Below are 21,154 nucleotides of genomic sequence, written 5' to 3'. Positions count from 1 at the left end.
GGGGCGGCGGCGCGGGGACGTGGTGGGGAGAAGGCCGCGGATCAGGCCGAGAAGGCCGTAACGCCGGAGACCCAGGCGTGATGGGCTTCGTTGTCGATCTCGATCGCCCCTTCCATGATGATGTCGCCCTCAAACGAGTCCCCGCGGCTGCCACGGGGCTTGTCGATCATCGAGCGCTTCAGCCGGATCCGGGCCTCGGGGCCCGACAGGCAGATCGCCGTGCCGGGCAGCAGCAGCGGGGCGGGGACGATCGTGATCCCGCCCAAGAACGGGGCCTCGAACAGGTCGATCGGCGTGCCATAGACGTTCTGGCCGGCGTTGATCCGCATCGCGGCCTGGCCCCAGGTCGCGAAGGCCTGCAGGAAGTCGGTCGAGACCAGCAGGATCGACGGGTTGCCGCCGCCGTTGAAGCAGGCCTGCATCGTGTCGCGGATTAGGTCCGTCGACTTGTATGCGGCCGCGTTGGTCGGGGTCGTGACCTTGTTCGTGGTCAGGAGCTTCTGGATCCCCTTCTGCATGGGGCGGCCGCCCGCGGTGATGCCGACGCCCGAGCCGTAGTATGCGGACGACTCGAAGTCGTCCATGACGTGCTGGATCGAGAGCATGCGGTCGCGGTCGAGCGGGGTCGCGAACGAGCTGGCGTAGTTGCCGTTCGCCTGCAGCGCGCCGCTGACCTGGTAGGCGTGCTGCACGGTCTGGCAATACTGCGTGGTCGGGGTCGGGATCCGGCTGATCCCCTTGACCTCGTTCTCGCCGCCCGTCCGGCTGTTGCCGACCAGCAGGGCCTTGGTGCCGTCCGCGTGGGTCGCGGCCGTCGTGCTGGCGTAGCCGCGGGTGACGGTGATGGTGTTGGTCGTGGGGTCGTTCGCCGTGATCAGCAGGTCCTCGGACTCGAGCCGGATCACGTCGCCGGGCTCGAGGCTCGAGGAGTCGGCCATGACGATCGTGGTGGCGCTGTTCGACAGCGTGCCGCCGACGTTGATCGCGACCTGACGCGGCCGGTAGTTGTCGTTCACGATCAGGAACTGCGGCGAGGCGACCGGCAGTTTCGGCAGGCGCGACGTGAGCGGGGTTCGGTTCACGAACCAGTTGATCGCGACGCCGAACACGTCGTTCGGAATCACGCCGGCGTTGAAGGCCGGGTACTGGGTTACGATGCCATTATCGTAGGCTGGCATTGGGCGACCTCATGCGGTTGGTGGGGAGGTGGAGACGGACGGGCGGCGGGACGTGGCCGGTTCAGCCGATCTTGTGGAAGCCGAACCCCTGGACCTGGCGGGACTGGAACTCGCGGGCGTTCTGCTCGAGGAACGAGCCGCCCTCCTGGATCGTCGGGGCCGGGAGCTGGCCGCCGGCCGGCTTGGAGTTCGCCCCGGCGCCCTTGGAGGCGAAGTAGAGGGCGTAGCGGCGGCCGTCGAGCCGTTCCTTGAGCGCGACCGAGGCCTCGACGCCGGTCCGCTTGTCCTGGACGCGTACGCGGCCCTGGGCGTCGCGGACGGCCTCGAAATCGGCCTCGAGGAGCCGGGTCAGGTCGGCCTGGGCGAGGGCCTTCTCCTCGGCCGTGCTGCCGATGAAGTCGCGGCCGGCGAAAGCGCCGCTGATCGTCGCCGTCAGCTTGTCGCCGAGGACCTGGGCCTGCAGCTCCTCGAACTGCCGGACGGCGTCGGCGTGCTTGGTCTCCCAGGTCGTCCGCATCTGGTCGAGGGCTTCCTTGTGCCGTCCCTCGGCGGCCATGGAGTCGAGCCGGGCCCGTTCCTTGCGGTCGGCCTCGGCGGACTGCTGGGACCGCAGGGCGGCGAGTTCCGAGCGGGCGGCTAGGAGCTGCTGATGCTCCTCGGCCGTGATCGATCGGAAGTCGCCGGCGGGTGCGGCCGGCGGCGGGGGCGTCGAGGTCTGGCCGGCTGCGGCTCCGGCGTCGTTGCCGGCCTCGCCGGCGTTGGCCGCGGCGGCGGCCGCGGCGAGGGTGGCGTTGAACGACATCAATACACCTCTTGCAGGTCGGAACGGGTGGCGGGTTCAAGGTTCGGTGCGGGGGCGCCGGGGGCTTCCCCGGGCTTGTTCGGGTCGGTCCCGAGCGGGGCGGGATAGCGAGCCTCGGCCTCGCGTTGGGCTTCCTGACGCTTCTCGGCCTCGTCGAGGTAGGCCTCGAGTTCGACGTCGAACGCCTTGTAGTCGTCCGGCTCGAGTCCGGGACGCATGAGCCGCACGAGGGCCGAAAGGCAGGCGAATTCGATCTCCGGGACCTTGCCGGCGGCCGCGAGGATCGCCTGGAAGTCGGCGACCTGGTTGGCCAGCTCCTCGGCGGTCGCGAGGTCGAACCGCTGCGGATAGACGACCTTCCACGAGGGCTTTTCGGCCGACGTCGACGGGTCGATCGAGCCGCCGGATTGCACGAGGACGGCCAGCTCGGCGAGGCGGCCCTCGGCCGCCGCCAGAACCTCGGCGATCTGGGTCAACAGATCGTTGCCGGCCGACTGGTCGAGCCGTTTGGACGTGCCCGACTGCGAGACGGTCGAGCCGTTCGTGCCGGCGGCCCCGGCCGGCTTGGTCAGGAGCGCGGCCCGGTCGACCGCGTCCCGCATGTCGAGCTTGTTCGCCCGGAGGCTCGCGGCCCCATCCTTGGGGAACTCGACGACGTCGAAGCCTTCGTATCCGCCGCTGCCGCCGTTGATCTTGCGTTTGGGCAGCATGAACGACGGGCCCATCGGCATCGACGCCTGGCCGTCCTCGCCGACCTCGAAGAAGTCCTCCGGGCCCTGGATCAGCGGGTGGGCCTGGATCGTGTCCGACAGGATCAATTCCGAGTCGCGGTTGTAGAACTCGCGCTGCAGCTCGGCGATCGTCTCGTATCGCGGCATGCCGACGTGTTTGCATCGCGGCCGGCGGCCGTCGAACACGCGTACGATCGGCGGCCGCCCGTAGGTGTGTTCCTTGCCGCCGACGTGCTTGCCGTCGGCGTTGAACAGGTGCCAGTGCGTCGGCCCCCAGTACCGCCAGGCCGGATTCCCGTCGTCGTCCGTCTCGCGGATCAGGACGTCGGTATAGCGGCCCAGGGCGTCGAGCCGCCACCAGACGACGTCAGTCGGGAGCACGAGCTGGACGATCGCCCGGTCGAGCTTCAGGCGGTAATCGTCGGCCCGCGACTTCGGCTGGTCGTCGGCCGGGGCGGCCGGCCGGTCGACCAGGAAATCGAGCTGGCCCAGCGCCATCAGCAGCGGGGCGACGGCCGAGGGGAACCAGGCCTTCATGTCGCCCTGACGCTGGCCGGTCGGGTCCGCCCAGAACGCCTCGAGGTCGGCCCCCTCGCGTCGAACCTCGTGGCAATAGATCCGCGAGAGGTGCGTCTTGATCGCCTCGGAGACGAAACCGGGGATCGGCGTCCGGGCCCGTCGCAATTCGTAGTCGTCGTCCGTCGCGGTCGCCTGCGCCGCCTGGTCGGTCCCGAAGGGCCGGCCCTGGGCGCCGTAGCTCTCGCCGGGGCCCGGATACTCGTGCTTGTGGCGGACCAGGTTGCGGACCGGCATCCCCTGCAGGTCGAACCCGTAGATCGCCGTGCGGTACGCCTCGCCTCCCTCCCACGAGTCGAGGAGCCAACGCCAGCGGAGATGATGGAGGGCCCACTCGAGGTTCGGCCGCTCGATCTTCGGGCCGTTCGGGACCTGCAGGATGGGGATCCCGGGGAGGCCGTTCATCCCGAGACCGGCGAACACGCCGACCGTCCCCGCGCTGATCGGTAAGGTCATTTGAACACCCTTCGTGGGGAGACGGTCTTGAAGCCGGCCGTAGCGGATCGGAGTCCGTTGGGCAGGCAGATTTTCAGGCCGCCCCGGAGGGCGTCGACGAGGTCCTCGTGGGGGTGTTGAGGATCCTCGGGATAGTCCTGCCATTGCCCGGCGCGCTTGGCCCGGGCGTAGCTCTGCAGGGCCGCGATCGTCCGCACGCATCGCGGATGGACCGCTAGATGCACAGTCCCGTCGGCCGTCTCGATCAGGGCCTCGATCGTCGCCAGGCCGTCGGCCACGCATCCGGCGTACTTCGGCCACTCCTCGATGTTGCGGACGCCGACCAGGCCGGCGCGCTTGTACTCGGCGATCACGGTCGGGCCGACCGGATTCCGGGCCCCGCCGGCCGAGTCGGTCGAGACGAACCGCCGGGCGTCGGGCCCGCACCGCTCGAGGACCTCGGCCAGGATGCGTTGGGCCGCGTCATAGGCGGTGACGCCCTCCGACAGGTACTCGCCGAACACGTTGATCCGGGGCGGCGAGCTGCCGACGGCTGGACGATGCTGGAACAGCACGGCCCCAGTGAAGACGCCCGAGTCGATCGACACATAGACCGGCAGGGCCGGATCGTATTCGGCGTCGGGCCGGACGTGGCGACCGACCTCGAAACCCTTGAACCAGACGCCGTCGGCCTTGGGCCCGGTGCATAGGTAGTCGGCCCCGAACACGCGGGCCGAGACCATCCGGACCTTTTGGATCAGGCTGTCGATCGGGTAGTGCCCGGCCGACCGCTTGGCCTTGGGCAGGCCGTCCGGCCGCTCGTCGCGGTCCTCGTGGCACCAGCGCTTGAGCGGGCACTCGTCGCAGCGTTCGAGGTTCGCCCCGGACCGTTCGTCGGGGCAGGTTTCGAGGACCTCCCAGATGCACATCGTGAACAGGGGGAACTCGCCGGCCCGCCCCCGCTCGACGATGTCCGACATGGGTCCGCCCAGCTTGTGCCAGGTGGACGTGAGGACCGTCATCGCCGGCACGCCCTTGAGGCCCATCGACATGCCCATCGCGGCGTCGCGGAGCGCGCTGTCGATCTCGTCGACCTCATCGAGCCGGAGGTCGGCGACGTGGGGGCCGCGGACCGACTTCGCCGAGCAAGCCAGGATCGCCACCTTGGAGCCGTTGCGGTACACGACCGATTCCCGGTTGTACCGCTTCCATGGTGTGCGTCCGGGCCGGGCCTCGTCGAACTTGCCGAGGGCCTCGTGAATCTGGGCCGATTGGGCCAGCGATCCCCCGAGGATGCGGCTGCCGATCCCGGGATAGACGAGCGAGTCGAGATGGCATGAGAGCGCCGAGCCGAACGACTTGCCCGAGCCGCGGGCTCCCAGGCAGGCCACGATCGGCGGCCGGTCGACGAACTGGGCCCGGAGGAAGTCCAGCGGGGCGGAATGGCCCCGGCAGACGGCCACGCTGGGAAGCTTCACGCCCCACGCGCTACCCAGGTCCTGCAGTACCTTTGTCGACGTTTCGGAGGAACTCAAGGGCTTCCCGGAGGGCGTCTCCGTCCTCCTGATCGGGCGAGCCGACGGCATCGTCGTCGAGGCCGACCGCTCTGTAGAGGTTGATGTCGACCTGCTGTTGCTTGACGCCCAGGCCGATCATGCCGCCGAGCAGCTTCATCGCGGCGACCCGGGTCCGGGCGGGCGCGGGCTTGTTGTTGGGCGGGTGCAGGTACTCGGGGTCGGCGAGGTTCTTGAGCTGTTTGAGCAGCCAGGGATAGAGGTCGGGCGGGATCGATCCTCCGAGACGGAGGGATCGATTCATCGCGAGCAAATCAGAGCGAGAGAGGCGACCCCAGGACGGACCGTCCCCCTGGACCCCCGGCGGGGCATCGTCGGATTCGGCCACGGCGGGTCTCCGGGCGGGGCGGAAGCCGCCTCAGCGCGGGAGCTGGGGCGACGGGACGGCGGGCGACGGCTCGGCGTAGATCGCCGGCCGGTAGCCGGGAGCCGACGGCGAGTGCGACTGGGTCGGGACGACGACCGGAGGCGGGTCGGGTGGGAGGACCTTATCGGCCACGGCCGGGCCCAGGTAATAACCGCCGGCGATCCCCGCCGCGGCGAGAGCCGCATTGACCAGCCAGGAACCGACCCTCGATACGGTCGACGGCGTCGGGGCGGCGGGAGTCACGAGCGCGATGGGAGACGTCTGGGGCTTCCAGTGGGCTTTCTCGATCACGAGGATGCGATCGGTCCCCGGGAGTGCGTACTCCCCAGGCGGAACGTCGACGACGAGCGGATCGGCCACGGTGGGGTCTCCGGTTTTCGGCCCTTTAGGCCATTAGGTTAAAAGCCTAAACGAGGCCGATCTCAGCCCCGGCCGCCGGTCCACGGTCGCGCCGCCGTCCCCTCGGGGAGCTGGCGGGGCCTGGTCCGACGACCGGGGCCCGTTACGTTGCGCTGGCGCGCGAAGAGTATGTCGGGACGGATCGGGGCCGGCGGGTCGGGGAGGACGAGCCCACCGGCCCCTTCAGGTGGTGATTCAGCGTGAGTCGTCGTGATAGATGACCCGGAGGGATCCCGGATCGTGGTCGCGAGCGGCCTCGTCGATCCTGTGGCGCTCGGCGGCGGCCAGTTCACGGACTCGACGGTCGGCCGGGTCGAATCGGGCCTGGCGGTCGCGGGCCTGGACGCGGGCGATCGCCTCGGCCAGAGCGTCATAGTCGATCGTCGGCGGCGGGATCGGCGTCTCGGGAATCGGATCCGGAGCCGGGGGGATTGGAGCCGGGGCCGGCTTAGTCTTGCCCGCGTTGCGAGCGACGACCGTCGTGTAGAGGGCGACGATCGCCCCAAAGCACGCTTTGGCGATCGAGTCGAAGTGCGGCGACTGGACAACGCGGACGATCGTGTCGAACATCAGGCCCCAGGACAGGGCCGCCGCCGCAAACAGGTGGTTGATCCGGGATTGCATCGCGGACGGGCTCCGAGGCTGAGGCGTTCGCATCAGACGAGGCGTACACCTAGACTATGGTCCCGAATCCGCCGCCTGTTCTTCCCCGTATCCGTTATATGCAAAGCTGCCGATGCAACCGCAACCCTTGGAATTGGTTGCGGTTACGGGTTTTTTGCGGCCAGGGAAACTTACGCGGCCGGCTGCGTTTCAATCAAGCGGATCGCCACCCATCGGCGGGAGGTCGGATCCCACTCCGCGTCGACGCCTGCAGGCGGGGTTGAGTCGAAGACCGCGAATTCCAGGCGACTGACCTCGGCCCCGGCCCTCACTCGGCCGTACGGGCGCCAGTGCGGTCCTTCGGCGGCGGGCTGCCGGGGGTCGACGCGGGCCGGGTGCGGCGGGTGGACCCGACGGCGGTCGGCTCGCCGGCGAGGGGGCGACGAGCCGTCGACGAACCGAGCGAGTTCGTCGGGGTTGAAGATGGAGACGGGTTGGGAGGGGAGCGGCGGGGCTGTTGAAGGGCTCATGAGGATCGATCCAGGTGGCCGCGATTTGCCATCTCGCCATTTTACCCCACGCTTCGCCAGAGATAGCCCAGGCGGTCCAAATTACTAGGCGAGGGGCGCGCCGCACCGACCGGTGAGGCGCGGCCCCCCGCCGTCGCGCCAAACCCCGCCCGGCCCGGCGCGCCGGCGCAACGTCTCGACGTTCGTTCCTGTTGCGCCGGCGCAACGTGCAACCCCGTTGCGCCGGCGCAGCGGAATCCCCGTCCCGCCGCTTCCCCGCCTGAGTTTGCCGCCATGCCAGGAAACGCAGTCGTCTACCTCCGGGTCAGCACGGACGAGCAGGCCGAAAAGGGGCTCTCCCTGCGCGCCCAGGAAGAGGCCGCGACGGAGTTCGCCGGCCGCAAGGGTTGGCCGGTCGCGGCGGTTATCCGGGATGAAGGGGTGTCGGGCGGGAAGCCGCTCAAGAAGCGCCCCGGCCTCCGTCAGGCCATCGCCGCACTCGGCCCGGGGGACAGCCTGGTCGTTTCCAAGCGGGACCGGATCTTCCGGACGGACGCCTGGACCGGCGCGTCGATCGAACGCGAGGTGACGTCCAGGGGGGCCAGGATCGTCTCCGCAGCCGGTGAGGGGACGGAAGACGACTCCCCCATCAACGTGCTCATGAGGCGGATTCTAGACGCCTTCGCGGAGTTCGAGCTGTCGAAGATCCGGGAGCGCACGGACGGCGTGCTCGCGTCGAAGCGGTCGAACGGCGAACGGTGCGGCCAGGTCCCCTACGGATTCCGGACGACCGACGACGGCGTCGGCCTGGTCGTCGACCCCGACGAGGCGGCTGTGGTCGAACTGACCAGGTCGCTCCGCGACGACGGCCTATCCCTTCGGGCGATCGCCGCCGAGCTGCTCGCCATGGGGCTCAAGCCCAAGAACGGCGGCGAGGCCTGGGGCGTCACCACCATCCGACGATTGCTGTCGAGGAGCGAACCGTGTCCCGAAACCTGATATCCGACCAGCTCCGCGAAATCCTCCGCGCGGAGAAACGCAGCCTGTACGCCCTGGCCGAGGAGGCCGGGATCAACCGTGGCAACCTCACGCGGTTCCTCGCCGGCGATCAGGCGTTGTCGGGCCCGTCGATCGACCGCCTGGCCGAGGCCCTGGGCGTCAAGCTGATCCAGACCCGCCGCCGGCCGGCGAAGTAGCCGACGGCTCCTCTCCCCTATCAACCGGGCCCGGCTTCGAAACGGAAACGGGGCGGCCGGAAAACCGGCTCGCCCCGTGGATTCGCCGCCCGCGATCGTCAGGCGGCGGCGGTCTCGTCGTCGGAATCGGACGATTCGGGGGGGGGATCGGTGGGGGCCTTATCCTTGGCGGATTCGAGGTCCTGGACCCGGTACCGGCGGCAACCGCTCTCGACCAGGTCGTCGATCAACTCGCCCTGGGTCTTCCCCATCCAGAGGGCGTGGGTCGCCAGCCGCATGTAGGTCTCGGTGCGGACGCTCGCCGACATCTTGACCTTGGCGGCGATCGGCGCCGACACCGCTTTCGACCGAGGCCTCCGGGCCGATTCCCGCGCCATGTTCCGCCGCCTCCGGATTCCAGGATTCCGAGGATCCCCGGGGCGGTCGTCGCCCCGGGTCGTACGTTCATCATCGACGCATGTCGCGACGATGTTCGGAGGTTCCGGCCCCCTATCGCCTGGCGGCGCCCGCTCGCGCGGATCGCGGAGAGGCTGACGACCGCCGGCCGAATCCCCCGACCAGGTCGGCCAGCAGGTCCTCGAGCGGCGGCCCGTTGTCGATCACCGGCGGCAACCCCTTCGCGGCCCGACGCGCCGCGATCCGCTCGGCCTCGGCGGTCATCCCACTCTTGAAGTCGGCCAGCTCGGCGGGGGAGAGGTTGGCAAGGCGGGCGGCGTTGCGGTAGTCTCGCTTATTCAAGGTGTTTCACTCCTGGGCAAGATAGGCCGGTCCGGCGGGCAGGCCGGTCCGGCAAGATAGAGCAGGGGGGATTCCTTCTCACAAAGGCCGTCGACCGCCATGGAAGGCGGGTTCCCTCAAGGCGACGGCCGGATCCAGCCGATCAAACCGCTGCTTCCCGGACGCGGTTTGGTTGCTTGCCAGAAACGTCAGACGTCGGCCCCGGTGTCATCCCCACCGGGGCCGACGTCGTTTCGAAAGTCGAGGTCCTCACGAATCGCCCGCGACCGCTCGGCCCGCATTGCCGCGACTTCGTGCGAGAGAGTGAAAAGGACTTGGGCCGTCTGGCTCATGGCCCCGAGGACCCGCAGGGACTGCAGGAACTGGAGGCATGTCGCCAGCCCCACCTCTCCCCCGCGGGCGGCGTGGAGGACCAGCTCGTCGCACTGACGTTGAAGGGGCGAGCGGTTCGGGTTCCGGAAATTCCGCTCGGCCGTCTCCACAACGCTTTTGGCGAGGTCGTCGACATCGAGGAGTATCCAGCTCGAAAGCGATTCGGGCGGCCGCGTCGGCGACGGACTCAATCGCGCGTCGAGCCAGGCCTCGGCCCGGGGATCGCCGGTCCCCACCCGATGCACGAACAGCTCCACGGACCCGCCGTCCGGCGTCGTCCCGATCCACCGTCGACACTCGACCCCGTCGACGTCGAGGACCTCGCGCGTCGGGATCATTCGCAGGCCGTCGTCGTCATTCGCTTGCGTGTTCAACCGATCCTCCTTTCACCAGTCGCAGTCGGTGCCGTGGATCTGCACGCCGATTGCATTGGCGAGGTCGTTCGCCTTCTGGACCCCGCAGCCCAGGGACACGAGCCATTGCACGATCGCCGTGCCCGGGTCCTCGCCGCAGACGTTGAAGACCCTCCGGGGCCGATCTTCCGGCGACCTGGCCAGCGCGACAATCGGGTTTTCGTCGGCCGCCTCGTACCGGACCGCCTGGATGTCCTCCACCCAGGAGAGGACGATGTAATACTCGGTGTAGGTCTGCTGTTCGTCGTCATGCTCCGGCGTCATTCCCCACCTCCTTCTCGCGTCGAACAGGCTCCGGGCGGTCGCCTTCTCTGCCTCGTAACGGACCGCCCATTCCCGCGCCTCGCGGTCGGCCAAGGCGTATTCCCGCGTAATCCGGAGGTCCGTCTCCTGTCCCTGGCGATAGTTTGCCCAGATGCGGTCGCGGATCGCCTTGGGGAGCCGGTACCAGTGTCGACGGCAACCCCATTTGTAGACCGGGACCATCTTCGAGCAACCAGGCCAACGGCACGCGCGGCGACTCATGAGGGATTCTCCGACAAGGCTCCAGTCCTATCGCGACCGACGACGGCCCGAACGCAGGAGAGCCCGTGATTCGCATGATGGACGTAGTTCCGCAGCTCCGGGATAAGATCCTCATAGGCGTTTAGCACGCCCTCCGCGTAGGCTCGGTTCACCGCGTACTCGACGACTTCGGCCAGATCGGCGAAGCTCTCCCCTGCGGCGGCGACCTCGCGTTTGACGGCGGCGGCGACCTCGACGGCGGACTTGGGGCGGATGGTCGGACGTCGGCTCAATCCCCACCCCCTTCCGCGCACTCAGAGCAGAGATCATCCGTGATCCAGCAGCACCCGTCGGGACACGGGTTGTCCCAGGTGCAGCCGCAGACTCGGCACGCCCCGGGAAGGTAGGGAGTCTTCTCGTGGGCGTCCGGCTCGCCGTCGCCGTCGACCGCGGCCGTGGCGACGATCCGGGCCAGTTCCGCAAACTCGGCCGCGTGGAAGTGGTGGACCGATGCGGGGCCATCCTCGTCGAAGATGAACACCGTCGTCCCGTCATCGTTCCACTGGAGGACGACGCGGATGCCGCCGGAGAAGTCGCGGACGGCCCTCTTAAACCGGAACGGCTTGAAGACATTGATTCCCATCTCGTCCTCTGACATCAAAACAGACTCCCTTGTTTGAGTTTCCCGCCCGTCGGCCGGGGCGGCGTCGGCTCGGCCGCGTCGACGCGCGGCGGAATAATCTCGGCCCGATCCGGAATAACCGGCGGGGCCGAAGGAATAATCTCGTCCTCCCAGGGCACGTCGTCGGGCTTGGGGTGCGTCCAGTACAGCCGCCAGACCAGGCCCGGCGGCCGGTATTCCGGAAACGGGCCCGACCCGACCCGGCAGAACGAATCGCCGTTGATCTGGTACCAGCCGGTCGGGACGGCGGGCGGCTCGGGCGGTCCGCTCCGTTCCCGCAGCTCGGCCAGGCCCGGGCCGATCTTCCCCTCGCGCTGGTAGGCCTGGGATTGCTTGTCGCGGCGGTAGAGGTTCGCCATCGTCGGCCAGGGCGAGGCGAGGCCCTGGTGTTCGATCGAGGCCTCGACGACCTCCGGAATCGAACGCTCGAAATCGGGCGGCGGCGGGGCGAACGTCTTCGGCTTCAAGGCTTCCTCCTCGCGGCGGATCCTCTCGTCCTCTTCGCGCTCGACTGCCTGGATCGCCTCGCGTTCGGCCAGCGCCTCGCGCCGGGCCTCGGACATCTCCCGCTTGGCCTCCTTCTCGGCCTCGACCTCCTCGGGCGACAATCTGCGCGGCGAGGGCCCCAGCCCGGCGGCGACGTACTCGGCCTCTTGCATGGCCTTCTCGAATCTGAGGACGGCTTCGTAAGCGGCTCCCCCGATGCCGAGCAGCTCGGCCTGGCGCACGCCGAAGCGATAGCCCTCCACCCAGCGCCGATGAAGCCGCTTCATCACGCCCATCGATCAGCCCTTGACCATCGGCCAGGCCAGGAACTGTGCCCGGGCGATCGCGTTCGCGAGGTCGACGGACCCCTTTTCGGTCAGCCGAGCGACGACAGCCGCCAGGACCTCGCCCTCCCCCGCCGAGGTCTTCACCGTCATCACCCGTCGGCCGTCGGCCATCGTCTCGACGCCGATCTCGACCTTGCCGAGGCCCTCGGGTTCGGGGGGTGGGAAACTGTCGTCGAAGAGGGACCGGCTCAATCCCCACCCCCTTCCGCCTCGAACAGGCCCGGCCGGTCGTCGAGCATGGCCTCGGTCAGCCGGTCGACCTCCCGCTCCAGCGTTTTCGCCTCGCTCAAGAGGCGCAGGGTTCGAATAATCCTCTCAGGCCCTCGGAACGTCGAATCCCAGGCGTCCCGTTGCTTCGCACGCATCGCCTCGACCTTCCGGGCGTAGTCGCGGGCTATGTCATCAGTGATGAACATCATTGGGTAACTCCTCCCCTTCCGCCGGCTCGAGGTCCTCGAACGTCACCGATCCATCCGCCGCCCCGGTCGCCCTCGCCAGGACGACCGACGCCCCCGCGCCGACCTGGTCGTCGGCAACGATCCCGACCAGCCCGGCCGACCACGGCCGCCGGGCCTTGGCCGCGTACTCCTCGCAGGCCTTGACGACGTCGCCGACGCCGGCGAAGTCCCGGCCCGCGAGCCTGAACCTCCCGTAGCGAAAGGCGCTCATCGGGAGGCCCTCCACGAATGGGCCTGGTCGACCCGTCCGGGTGGACGGGCCCGGCGGTCCGAGCCGGGTTCGTCGTCTTCCAGCGCCTGCAGCACGCGGCCGGCCAGGATCGCGGGGAAGACGGCCAGCCAGACGACGGCGATCGCCGCGGCGACGACGGCCAGGGCGACGGCCCCGACCGCCGCGTAGAACCAGCGATGCATCGCGCTCAACGGCCCCCCCCTTCGTCGATTTCCATGACCTTCTCGCCGATCCTGGTCATGAGCCGGACGGCCTCGAGCCGGGTCATGGATTTCGCGACCGGTTCGGCCACGCCGTCGACCTTCAGCGACAACCGCACGCGGGGCTGGCCGGATCGGTCGCGGACCAGGTCGACGTCCGCCTCCTTCGCCCGGATCGCCTTCTGATTGCGAGGCTTCAACGGCCCCTCCCTTCGTTGGTCGCGCGGGCGGCGACGGGATTCGCGGCGTCGGCCTCGCCGGCGACGACCCGCCCGGACCGGGCCGCGATCGTCACGAGCCGGCCCGTTCCCTCGGCCGAGGCCGGGGCCGAGACGTCGCCCCGGTCGGCGATCCACAGATGCCAAAACGACGATTTGAGGCCGTCGGCCGTCGGCACGCCCACGGTCCGGGCCCGCGACCAGCTCCCCGTCCAGTCGACGACCAGGTCGACCGCTCCCGTCCAGGGATCGACGGGCAGGACCGACCGCGCGGGGATCGTCGCCGCGTAGCCGGTCGCGTCGATCACGGCCCCGGCCAGGGCGACCCCCGACGTCCCCGGTCCGGGCGCCGGCCGGCGGCGGATCAGGTACGGCAGCTCGAACGAGGAGGTCGGCAGCGGCCCCCAGACCTCCGTCTCCGTCCACTCGTCGGCCTCGTCGACCAGGCCGTCCACGTCGTTGTCGAGGCCGTCCGCCCCGTTGTCCGGATAGCCGTCGGCGTCGTCGTCCAGGTTGTTCGACAAGAGCAGGAACTCGGCCGGGCCGTCGCCGCGATTCGCCGCGGCCAACCAGGCCGGGTCGTAGTTCACGAACAACTCGACGTTGCCCTGGGCAGGTCCGACCGCGACGGGCCCCACGACGTTGAACCGCCGGCCCAGCAGCTCGAGCTGGTCCCCCACGCGGACGTTCCAGGCCCAGCTCGTGGGCTGGACCGGGATCCGCGTCGTCGAGCCGTCGGGGTTCCGGTAATCGGTCCCGACCTGTTGCTCGAGGACCAGCCGATTCGCGGGCAGGATCGCGGCGAACGCGGCCGGGTAGTTCGAGCGGATCGAAACCCGGCCGTCCTGGTATCCGGGCGGCGCGACCAGCGGGACGACCCGGTCGTATGCGAGTACTCCTGATGGATCGACCGAGCCGTCGGCGAGGCGGGCGATTGGGAACGACGGGTCGGGCAAGAGCCGGATCCCGGCGACCCCGCCCGGCGAGGCCTGCGCCCGGGCCCGAGCCGCCGCCAGCTCCCCCTGCAGGACCTGGGCGGCCGAGTCGACCTTGCGCCCCGACCAGGCCGTTTGGACGACCGGCAGCGCGACGGCCGCGACGATCGCCACGATCACCAGGACGACCAGCAGCTCGATCAGCGTGAAGCCCTGAGCCTGACGCATTCGCGTCCGCCGCGGCTCCGGGGCCGTCGAGCACGGCGGGCACAAGAACTCGCTCACCCCGTTGAACCAGGTCCAGCCGGCCCGCTTGGCCTCGGCGTAACCCGCGATTGCCGGCCCCAGCAGCGGGGACGGATCGACCTCGAAAACCTGGGCGCGACCGCAGCGGTCGCACCGGATCATCTGAGACACCGCCATCCTGCACCTCCCCCATCGCCCCGCCCGGGGCGGCCTGTCAGCCCTGGTAGTCGCCCATCCCGGCCGTCTGGGCGAAGTCCCAGAGCACGCGCCACCAGCCCTCTTTGATCCCCCGGAGGATCACCAGCTCGACCAGGACGAAGGACGTCGCCCCGGCGACGAGAACGACGTCCAGGGACAACCTCTCGCCCAGCCACGCGAGGGCTTCGGCGAGGACCTCGCGGCGGGCCAGGCCCGGGGCGTGGTACGCGCCCGGCGACCCGTCGTCGATCACGAACCGCTCGGCCGCCGCCGGCCCGTCGAACGACCGCCGCGGCCAGGCCAGGACCAACACGGCCAACGCGAAACCGACTCCGATCTCGATCATCGACGGGCCTCCGACGGCTTGGGTTTGGCGGCTTTTTTGGCCTTGGGTTGGGGGATCTTGGCGACCTTGCGAACCATCGCGACGAGCTGGTCGCCCTTGACTGTCGCGTGGCGGCGGTCGGGCCAGACCGCCGCGTCCTCGGCGAACCAGACGGCGAAGTCGAGCCCGCCGGCGGTCGCCCAGGCGTGGCCGCTCTCGGGGTCGCGGCGGGCGACCGGAAGGTTGACCAGGACCTCGGCGATCTGGGCGTCGGTCGCCCCGCGCTTCAGGCGGTCGAAGACATCGCTGCGGATGTTGCAGACCGCCAGCGCCACGGCCCCCTCGACGCGGTCCGGGCCTGGAGCCGCTTCCCCCAGCTCCTCGCGGACCTGGGCGGCCTCCATCGGGTCGACGTCGTCGGCCGACAGCTTGGGCAGCTCGAGGATCCGGCGGATCGCGTCGTACAGGTCGGGCCCCTCGAGGTCGGCCGGCGGGTTCGTCCCCGGGGCCAGCTCGCCCAGCCAGAAGGCCGGCTTGGCCCCGCCTCGGACCGTGTGGCCGGGCCCGTCCTCGGTATCGCTCCGGAAGTCGGCCCGCTCCGGCCAGAGGTCGGCCAGTTTGCGAGCGGCCTCGACGTTGCTGAGGCCTCCACGCGATCGGCACTTGAGCCAACCGGGGTCGAATCCGGCAGGATAGAGGGCCGCATGCAGTTCGTCGTCGATCTGTTCGGACCGCGGCGGTTCGGGCCGGGCCAGGCAGTCGAGCGGGAAACCCGGATGCTTGGCGACCCAGGCCCGGACGTCGTGGTCGATCGCCGCGATGTTCGTCGGGGCCAGGTCCTCGAGGGCCTCGGCCAGATCGCCGCACAGACTGCAGGCGTCATACAGATCGCCCAGCGTCAGCAGCTCGTTCCCCTTCAGCAGAGCGACCAGGTCGGCACCCTTGACCACGGCCTTGAGCGGCGTCCTCGTCCAAGCGTCCTCGCCCACCTCGATCGTCGGCGGCTTGGCCGCCATGACGTCGCGGGCGGCCTCGCGGGCGTCCGCTTCGGCCTCGCGAACCTCGCGGTCGCGGGCGGCCCTGTCGAACAGAGCGCGGCCCGTGTCGCCGGTTGCGATCGCGTCGAGGATCTCCTCGAGGGCCCGCTCCTTCGTCATCCGCTCGGCCTGGGCTTCGCGGAACGCCGTCCGCGCGTCGGCCTCGGCGATCCGGGCCTTGGCCACGGCCCGCCGCGCGTCGCGGACTTCGTCCATCAGTTCGTGCTCATACGATCCCGCCGCCATCTTCTCCCCCTTTCTTCCGCCCGCTCGTCTTCAGCGTCCGCCACCTCGGTTGCTCGTTCGGGGCCCGGGCCCAGGCTGGTTTCGACCGCACGTCGCAACGCGAGCGAACAGCCCCCCGGAACCAGAACACCACCCGCCACCAGACGTCCGGATGCCGATCAACCCAGGCGTCGACGTAAGTCATGTGGAAATAAATCCCCAGCGTCCGACCGTCCGGGCTCATCACGGCCCACCAGGCGGCGGACCGCTCCCGAGCCGGCTTCCACGGCCGGCTCATGGCTCCGGCTCCACGGGGACGAGATGCTGGGTCAACTGCCACCGGCCCGGGGCCTCCGGGGCCGAGGGAAGCGCTATCCTCGCCAGCCGGGTCTCCCCCTCCGGTGGGAGGACGTCGCGGACCTCGTATTCGAGACTCGCGTCCTCGCCCCACCGGGCGTTCCGGAACCGCACGCGGTCGCCGGGACGCAGGCGGGGGAGCGGCGGGGGCGGGGCGTTCAAGCCGCACCTCCTTTCGCCCCGTCCGCATCGAACGCGGTCCGATCCAGGTCGGCCCCCAGGAACTCCGCCCCGGCGGTCTCGGCCCCCCGGAAGTTCGACCCGACGAGGCTGGCCTGGTTGAAGTTGGCCCCCCGGAGGTCGGCCCCCTGGAAGCTGACGCGGGAGACGTCCGCCCCGCGGAAGTCGACCCCCCGGCAGTCCGCTCCCCGGAAGTCGGCGTCTCGGAGGTACGCGCCCCGGAAGGTGGCCCCCCGCAGGTCCCGGCCCCGGAAGTCGGCCCGGGTCAGGTCGGCGCTGCTGTAATCGGGCCCGCTCTGGATAGCTTTGTTCATATCCGGGTCTCCTGATTGGAGTGGTCAGGGGAGCCCCGGCCGACGCGCGGCCGGCCGGGGCGCGCGTCGGTTCATCCCGCCTGATGGCGGGGGTAATGGATCTTGGCGATCGTCGCCTTGAGGAGGTCGAGATCGTCCTCGTCGTAGTAATCCCCGGTCTCGACCGAGGTATGCCTTAGCAGGTCTTTCCGCTCGAGCTGGCTGATGCCCATCGCTTTCGCGAGGGTGCCGATCGACTTGCGGAAGCCCAGGATCGTCAGCCCCTCGACCCCGGCTCGCCGACCCAGTTCCTTGACCGCGTCGAGCGGACGGTAGCCGGGACCGCCGGTCGTCCAGGGCCGGTCGAGCTTGCGCGTCGGGAACGCCCAGGCCGATCCGGTGTGGGGGAGCCAGTTCGCCAGGACCTCGGCCAGCGGCGGGGCGATTGGGATCGGCTTGGCGCTCTTGAGCGTCTTGGGCCGCCAACCGGGCTTGGCCGCGATCTGCAAAACCCGGGCGTCGAGGTCGATCTCCGAGACGTACAGGTGCATCGCCTCGCCGGCCCGCATGCCGGTGAATGCATAGGTGTACACCAGCGCCTGCAGCCGACGTTGCTCCCAACCCCGCACAGCCTCGCGGTCGGCCTGGTCGAGGACGCGACCGAGGTCGGCGGCCGACTTGTGCCGGACGGGCCGAGTCGACCGGGGCCGGTCTTCGGCGTCGTCGCGGATCCACTCGTTCGGCTTCCAGAAGTCGAACGGGTTGGTGGAGATGTAGTTCTGCGAGACCGCGTACTTGCACGCGGCTCGGAAAGTGGCCAGCAGCGACTTCGTCCGCACGACGGTCCGCCCGGGATGCGCGTCCATCCACCGGGCTATCGTCGCCGGATTCAGGTCGGACGTGCGTTTGACGCCCGGCAGCTCGGCGAACTCCCGAAGAACCTGGGCGATCTGCTTACGCGTCGCCTTGGCCCGCCGAGGGGGCGAGTAGAGCGTGTCGATTTCGGCGCGAAACCGTGTGATCGATACAGGCCGCATGACTGTTACCCGTTGTAAGGCAATGAGTTGTGATCAACTCACGGTACCCTACGACGGTCAGAGCGGCGGATCTGACAGCCGCCGCTCTTCAGTCGAGCAGCGGACTCATAATCCGCAGGTCTGGGGTTCGAGTCCCCACCCCGGTAGTTTCCCCTTCCCCACTCTTCCCCTCCCTGTTCTGGAATCCCTGCTGCGGCCTCTCCATCCGCCTGCGGTTCCGGCCAGAAACTCAAGACTCGGCAGTCGGTCGGGCCGAGTACTGCGGAGCGGCGATAGCCAGACGTCAGCCTGAGCTTGCAGCCCAGGGATGCGATGGCCGTGGATGTCCCGGCCGAACCCTGGTTGTCAGTCCGCCCTTGCCCCCCGGTCGACTCTTTCCGGTCGACACGTGCCTGCCGGCCCGCTCAAAGGGATTCGGCCACATCACCGATGAGTGTGTCTCCCCCTGGCTCAATGAGTTGGAAGCCATCCACGGCACCCTGAGCAGGAATGCCGACCGCAAACCAAGTCACGGCGCGGCCCTTAACTCGGACGGTGACCCCACGCGCCTTCATCAGTGGAACCAGCCGCTCGCTCCTCCACGCAATGCGTCTCAGAACGACGGTGATCGAATCGCTTTCGTCGATATAGGTGACGCATTGTAAAACTGGTTGGCCGCCATGGAGAGCTTGAGCAAAAGGAGAACGGCGCGCTTTTTGCTGTGCCGCCCAGGGGCCCTCTCAGTCCTCAAATCAGTTCGTATGCGATTTTGAGACAGCGTCTCCCGCCGGAAGTCGAAGCGGCGGTATGACGGAGAAGACCCCAGAAACCACTCGTCGAGCCTGAAATGTTTCCATGAATCAACACCCGACGAGACTCTCTCAGCCCCCCTCCAGGAATGGGGCCGAGACACTTGACTTCCGATGTCCCGATTCGTTAGCTTACGTCACTTGTTCGGAATAGCAGGTCGATTCGTTCTCGTTTCCGACCGTCACCCTCGAGAAGAGCAAAAGGAGACCTTGCGTGTTCAAGCTTCACCGCACGCTGATGGCCGCGGCCCTGCTGGTTGCTGCCAGCTCGTCCAGCCAGGCCGCGCTGATCAGCGGTCAGTTGGCCTTCAGCTTCACCACCAACATCACGATGAGTTCGTCCAACTTCACCACGAGCCCGATCACCGTCACCGGTGCCACCGGCGGCGTGGTGACCGCCACCAGCGGCACCTTCTTCTCCGGGGCGACGACGGTCAGCGCCGGAACCTCCCCGTTCACCGCTCCTGGCGCCGGCCCCTACACCCTGACGATCGACGGCAAGGGCGTCTTCACGTCCACCAGCATCTCGATCACCAGCGCCACCTCGACCACCCTTTACCTGACCTTGAAGGGTAAGATCGCTCCGTCCATCGCTGGGTTTGATCCCACCGACGTGATCCTCACGATGCAGTTCCAGGCGACCTCCACCGATCCGGGCAGCCTGGTCTCCGGCTCGGGCTCGCTGCTGGCTGTTCCCGTGCCCGAACCGAGCTCGATCGCCCTGGCCGGGATCGGCGTCGCCGCCGCCGGCCTCTTCGGCCTTCGGAAGCGCTTCGCCAAGTGACTGGCCTGAGAGCCTGATCGACCTGAAAATCCAAGAGCGTCCGATCCCCATGGATCGGACGCTCTGTTCGTTTGAAGACGACCGAATTCATTAAGAGAACCGACTCTGGCGAACTCTCCTGTGCGCGCTTCGTGAGCAGAACTGTAAAAGAGTCAGGCGGATAACCGCGGTTAGTCTTCCGATCGCGAACTTCCTGCCCAATTTTCTCGGCTCTCCCGGCCTGAACGAACGCCCATTAATTAGACCTAAAAACCAGCGACTCCCAGCGCCAGTATGGGATTCCCCGATATCAGGTCGCCTCTTCAGAGTGATGGGGCTCCGACCGAGTGGTGGACCAACGCCTGGCGACTTCACGTCCTGGCTCGTCCTATGCGATCAACTTCAGGGCTCTTGGCGAGCCTGGTTTTGATCCATTAGAGTGACGGCCAAGAACGACCGGGTGAGTTGCAAGCCGTTTCGTCTCGCCGACTTCATCGTCTCAGGAGCCTGTCATGTTCGATCTCCCGTCGATCCAGGAGAGCCTCAAGGAATTCGGCTTCAATGCCTGGCTCATGTATGACTTTCGAGGACTCAACGGCCCGGCCCGTCGCGTTCTGGGACTGGATGACAAGCCCGCCGGCTCCCGTCGCTTCTTCTATCTAATCCCAGCTTCCGGCGAACCCCAAAAGCTGGTGCATGCCATCGAGCCCAAGGCTCTGGACCATCTTCCGGGCGAACGGATCATCTACCGATCCTGGGCCGGCCTGGAGGAGGGGCTGGCCAGCATGATCGGCCGCAATCGTCGCATCGCCATGGAATACGCGCCGGATCTTTCGAATCCTTACATATCGAGGGTTGACGGCGGTACGATCGAAGCTGTGCGCAAGCTAGGTGTCGATGTCGTTTCCTCGGGCGATCTGATTCAGCTCTATGAGGCGGCCCTGGATGACGAACAGTTGCAGATGCACCTCGACGCGGAGAGGGTGACCACCACCTCGTTCGACCTCGCCTGGAGATTTATCGCCGACAGGACGCGAAATGGCGGGACGGTTCGTGAAACCGAGGTGCAGGCGGCGATCCTCGACCACTTCGAAAAGAATGACCTGACCACATACAGCCCCCCCAATGTCTCGGTCGGTCCCCACAGCGGCGACCCTCACTACGAGCCTGGCGCTGGCGGCGATGGAGTCATCCGAGAGGGTGATTTCGTTCTGATCGATCTCTGGGGCAAGCTTAAGAAGCCTCGATCGATCTACAGCGACTTGACCCGCGTGGGGTTCGTTGGATCAACTGTCCCTGAGAAATACGAAGCGATCTTCCGGATCGTCGCCGACTCCCGTGACGCGGCCGTGGCCTGCGTACGAGAGGCTTACGCCGCAGGTCGACCGCTCCAGAGCTTCGAGGTCGACGACGCCGCCCGTTCGGTCATTCAGCAAGCCGGCTACGAATCGCACTTTACGCACCGGACAGGGCACAGCATCGGGCAGGAGGTCCACGGCAATGGGGCGCATATGGATAACCTAGAAACCCACGAGGAGCGACTGGTCCTTCCTCGGACGTGTTTCTCGATCGAGCCCGGAATCTACTTCGAGGAGTTCGGAATCCGAAGCGAGATCAACGTTTTCATCGACGCCCGGAAGGTGGTCCACGTAACAGGGGGACTTCAGCAAGCGGTCGTCCCGATCCGTAGCTGACCACCAGGGTCCTTTGGATCGGATCGAGGTTGAATCAAGGGACTGCTATTCGGCGA

Annotated in this window: 31 protein-coding genes and 1 tRNA gene; 5 read left to right on the top strand and 27 right to left on the bottom strand. The window is 68.3% G+C overall.

What is annotated here, in order from left to right:
• Window positions 1–41: 41 nt before the first annotated feature.
• From G5C50_RS19680 to G5C50_RS19645, 8 genes are all read right to left on the bottom strand, one after another.
• Entirely contained in the window at window positions 42–1,178 is a 1,137-nt protein-coding gene (locus tag G5C50_RS19680; protein WP_165072107.1) for an SU10 major capsid protein, read from the bottom strand.
• Window positions 1,179–1,239: 61 nt separating this feature from the next.
• Window positions 1,240–1,980 carry a hypothetical protein gene (locus G5C50_RS19675; RefSeq protein WP_165072105.1) on the bottom strand — a complete coding sequence of 247 codons (741 nt, stop codon included), beginning with the start codon at window positions 1,978–1,980 and terminating at the stop codon, window positions 1,240–1,242.
• Window positions 1,980–3,743, bottom strand: a complete 1,764-nt coding sequence (locus G5C50_RS19670; RefSeq protein ID WP_165072103.1) for a hypothetical protein — start codon at window positions 3,741–3,743, stop codon at window positions 1,980–1,982. Before G5C50_RS19670 ends, G5C50_RS19675 begins: the two co-directional genes overlap by 1 nt.
• Window positions 3,740–5,200, bottom strand: coding sequence for a hypothetical protein (locus tag G5C50_RS19665; RefSeq protein ID WP_165072101.1), 1,461 nt, complete (start codon window positions 5,198–5,200; stop codon window positions 3,740–3,742). The genes G5C50_RS19670 and G5C50_RS19665 overlap by 4 nt, the downstream gene beginning before the upstream one ends.
• Before the next feature lie 10 nt (window positions 5,201–5,210).
• Window positions 5,211–5,540 carry a hypothetical protein gene (locus G5C50_RS19660; RefSeq protein WP_165072099.1) on the bottom strand — a complete coding sequence of 110 codons (330 nt, stop codon included), beginning with the start codon at window positions 5,538–5,540 and terminating at the stop codon, window positions 5,211–5,213.
• A 114-nt stretch (window positions 5,541–5,654) separates the two neighbouring features.
• Complete coding sequence (locus tag G5C50_RS19655) at window positions 5,655–6,023, bottom strand: hypothetical protein (protein WP_165072097.1); 369 nt, start codon at window positions 6,021–6,023, stop codon at window positions 5,655–5,657.
• A gap of 234 nt (window positions 6,024–6,257) precedes the next feature.
• The gene (locus G5C50_RS19650; protein WP_165072095.1) at window positions 6,258–6,686 is read right to left on the bottom strand and encodes a hypothetical protein; all 429 of its coding nucleotides are present in this window, start codon (window positions 6,684–6,686) and stop codon (window positions 6,258–6,260) included.
• Between the two features lie 170 nt (window positions 6,687–6,856).
• Window positions 6,857–7,195: a hypothetical protein gene (locus G5C50_RS19645; protein ID WP_165072093.1), complete on the bottom strand. Its 339-nt coding sequence runs from the start codon at window positions 7,193–7,195 to the stop codon at window positions 6,857–6,859.
• A 273-nt stretch (window positions 7,196–7,468) separates the two neighbouring features.
• Here G5C50_RS19645 and G5C50_RS19640 point away from each other — a divergent pair, with 273 nt between their 5' ends.
• A complete protein-coding gene (locus tag G5C50_RS19640) occupies window positions 7,469–8,173 on the top strand; it encodes a recombinase family protein (protein ID WP_165072091.1) in 705 nt (234 codons plus the stop codon).
• The gene (locus tag G5C50_RS19635) at window positions 8,158–8,370 is read left to right on the top strand and encodes a helix-turn-helix domain-containing protein (RefSeq protein WP_165072089.1); all 213 of its coding nucleotides are present in this window, start codon (window positions 8,158–8,160) and stop codon (window positions 8,368–8,370) included. Before G5C50_RS19640 ends, G5C50_RS19635 begins: the two co-directional genes overlap by 16 nt.
• A 98-nt stretch (window positions 8,371–8,468) precedes the next feature.
• Here G5C50_RS19635 and G5C50_RS19630 read toward each other — a convergent pair whose 3' ends face one another.
• The 19 genes from G5C50_RS19630 to G5C50_RS19540 form a co-directional block, all read right to left on the bottom strand.
• Window positions 8,469–8,747, bottom strand: a complete 279-nt coding sequence (locus G5C50_RS19630; protein ID WP_165072087.1) for a hypothetical protein — start codon at window positions 8,745–8,747, stop codon at window positions 8,469–8,471.
• A gap of 112 nt (window positions 8,748–8,859) precedes the next feature.
• Window positions 8,860–9,108: a hypothetical protein gene (locus G5C50_RS19625; protein ID WP_165072086.1), complete on the bottom strand. Its 249-nt coding sequence runs from the start codon at window positions 9,106–9,108 to the stop codon at window positions 8,860–8,862.
• Window positions 9,109–9,296: 188 nt separating this feature from the next.
• Entirely contained in the window at window positions 9,297–9,854 is a 558-nt protein-coding gene (locus tag G5C50_RS19620) for a hypothetical protein (protein ID WP_165072084.1), read from the bottom strand.
• Window positions 9,855–9,866: 12 nt separating this feature from the next.
• Complete coding sequence (locus G5C50_RS19615) at window positions 9,867–10,418, bottom strand: hypothetical protein (protein ID WP_165072082.1); 552 nt, start codon at window positions 10,416–10,418, stop codon at window positions 9,867–9,869.
• Complete coding sequence (locus tag G5C50_RS19610; RefSeq protein ID WP_165072081.1) at window positions 10,415–10,690, bottom strand: hypothetical protein; 276 nt, start codon at window positions 10,688–10,690, stop codon at window positions 10,415–10,417. The genes G5C50_RS19615 and G5C50_RS19610 overlap by 4 nt, the downstream gene beginning before the upstream one ends.
• On the bottom strand, window positions 10,687–11,055 hold the full coding sequence (locus G5C50_RS19605) for a hypothetical protein (RefSeq protein WP_165072079.1): 369 nt from the start codon (window positions 11,053–11,055) through the stop codon (window positions 10,687–10,689). Before G5C50_RS19605 ends, G5C50_RS19610 begins: the two co-directional genes overlap by 4 nt.
• Entirely contained in the window at window positions 11,055–11,852 is a 798-nt protein-coding gene (locus tag G5C50_RS19600; protein WP_165072077.1) for a hypothetical protein, read from the bottom strand. The genes G5C50_RS19605 and G5C50_RS19600 overlap by 1 nt, the downstream gene beginning before the upstream one ends.
• Before the next feature lie 12 nt (window positions 11,853–11,864).
• Window positions 11,865–12,104: a hypothetical protein gene (locus G5C50_RS19595; RefSeq protein WP_165072075.1), complete on the bottom strand. Its 240-nt coding sequence runs from the start codon at window positions 12,102–12,104 to the stop codon at window positions 11,865–11,867.
• Window positions 12,101–12,328, bottom strand: coding sequence for a hypothetical protein (locus G5C50_RS19590; protein ID WP_165072073.1), 228 nt, complete (start codon window positions 12,326–12,328; stop codon window positions 12,101–12,103). Before G5C50_RS19590 ends, G5C50_RS19595 begins: the two co-directional genes overlap by 4 nt.
• The gene (locus tag G5C50_RS19585) at window positions 12,315–12,581 is read right to left on the bottom strand and encodes a hypothetical protein (protein WP_165072071.1); all 267 of its coding nucleotides are present in this window, start codon (window positions 12,579–12,581) and stop codon (window positions 12,315–12,317) included. The genes G5C50_RS19590 and G5C50_RS19585 overlap by 14 nt, the downstream gene beginning before the upstream one ends.
• Window positions 12,578–12,793 (bottom strand): hypothetical protein, encoded by a 216-nt coding sequence (locus G5C50_RS19580; protein ID WP_165072069.1) that lies wholly within the window; start codon window positions 12,791–12,793, stop codon window positions 12,578–12,580. The genes G5C50_RS19585 and G5C50_RS19580 overlap by 4 nt, the downstream gene beginning before the upstream one ends.
• Window positions 12,790–13,002 carry a hypothetical protein gene (locus G5C50_RS19575; protein ID WP_165072068.1) on the bottom strand — a complete coding sequence of 71 codons (213 nt, stop codon included), beginning with the start codon at window positions 13,000–13,002 and terminating at the stop codon, window positions 12,790–12,792. The genes G5C50_RS19580 and G5C50_RS19575 overlap by 4 nt, the downstream gene beginning before the upstream one ends.
• The gene (locus tag G5C50_RS33105; RefSeq protein ID WP_315852330.1) at window positions 12,999–14,378 is read right to left on the bottom strand and encodes a prepilin-type N-terminal cleavage/methylation domain-containing protein; all 1,380 of its coding nucleotides are present in this window, start codon (window positions 14,376–14,378) and stop codon (window positions 12,999–13,001) included. Before G5C50_RS33105 ends, G5C50_RS19575 begins: the two co-directional genes overlap by 4 nt.
• Window positions 14,379–14,415: 37 nt before the next feature.
• Window positions 14,416–14,745, bottom strand: coding sequence for a hypothetical protein (locus G5C50_RS19565; RefSeq protein WP_165072066.1), 330 nt, complete (start codon window positions 14,743–14,745; stop codon window positions 14,416–14,418).
• Window positions 14,742–16,007, bottom strand: coding sequence for a coiled-coil domain-containing protein (locus tag G5C50_RS19560; protein WP_165072064.1), 1,266 nt, complete (start codon window positions 16,005–16,007; stop codon window positions 14,742–14,744). Before G5C50_RS19560 ends, G5C50_RS19565 begins: the two co-directional genes overlap by 4 nt.
• The gene (locus tag G5C50_RS19555; RefSeq protein WP_165072063.1) at window positions 15,988–16,284 is read right to left on the bottom strand and encodes a hypothetical protein; all 297 of its coding nucleotides are present in this window, start codon (window positions 16,282–16,284) and stop codon (window positions 15,988–15,990) included. The genes G5C50_RS19560 and G5C50_RS19555 overlap by 20 nt, the downstream gene beginning before the upstream one ends.
• On the bottom strand, window positions 16,281–16,505 hold the full coding sequence (locus G5C50_RS19550; protein WP_165072061.1) for a hypothetical protein: 225 nt from the start codon (window positions 16,503–16,505) through the stop codon (window positions 16,281–16,283). The genes G5C50_RS19555 and G5C50_RS19550 overlap by 4 nt, the downstream gene beginning before the upstream one ends.
• Entirely contained in the window at window positions 16,502–16,837 is a 336-nt protein-coding gene (locus G5C50_RS32980; RefSeq protein ID WP_165072059.1) for a pentapeptide repeat-containing protein, read from the bottom strand. Before G5C50_RS32980 ends, G5C50_RS19550 begins: the two co-directional genes overlap by 4 nt.
• 71 nt (window positions 16,838–16,908) lie before the next feature.
• Window positions 16,909–17,853, bottom strand: a complete 945-nt coding sequence (locus G5C50_RS19540) for a tyrosine-type recombinase/integrase (RefSeq protein ID WP_165072057.1) — start codon at window positions 17,851–17,853, stop codon at window positions 16,909–16,911.
• A gap of 77 nt (window positions 17,854–17,930) precedes the next feature.
• Here G5C50_RS19540 and G5C50_RS19535 point away from each other — a divergent pair.
• The 3 genes from G5C50_RS19535 (at window position 17,931) to G5C50_RS19525 (ending at window position 21,098) form a co-directional block, all read left to right on the top strand.
• Window positions 17,931–17,999: transfer RNA gene (locus tag G5C50_RS19535), tRNA-Met, on the top strand.
• A gap of 856 nt (window positions 18,000–18,855) precedes the next feature.
• Entirely contained in the window at window positions 18,856–19,425 is a 570-nt protein-coding gene (locus G5C50_RS19530; RefSeq protein WP_165072055.1) for a PEP-CTERM sorting domain-containing protein, read from the top strand.
• Window positions 19,426–20,189: 764 nt separating this feature from the next.
• Window positions 20,190–21,098, top strand: coding sequence for a M24 family metallopeptidase (locus G5C50_RS19525; RefSeq protein WP_240907277.1), 909 nt, complete (start codon window positions 20,190–20,192; stop codon window positions 21,096–21,098).
• Window positions 21,099–21,154 lie beyond the last annotated feature (56 nt).

This window comes from Paludisphaera rhizosphaerae, assembly GCF_011065895.1.
Classification (GTDB): Bacteria; Planctomycetota; Planctomycetia; order Isosphaerales; family Isosphaeraceae; genus Paludisphaera; species Paludisphaera rhizosphaerae.
The sequence above is the reverse complement of the archived record's forward strand: the minus strand, read 5'-3'. Positions and strand labels throughout refer to the sequence as shown.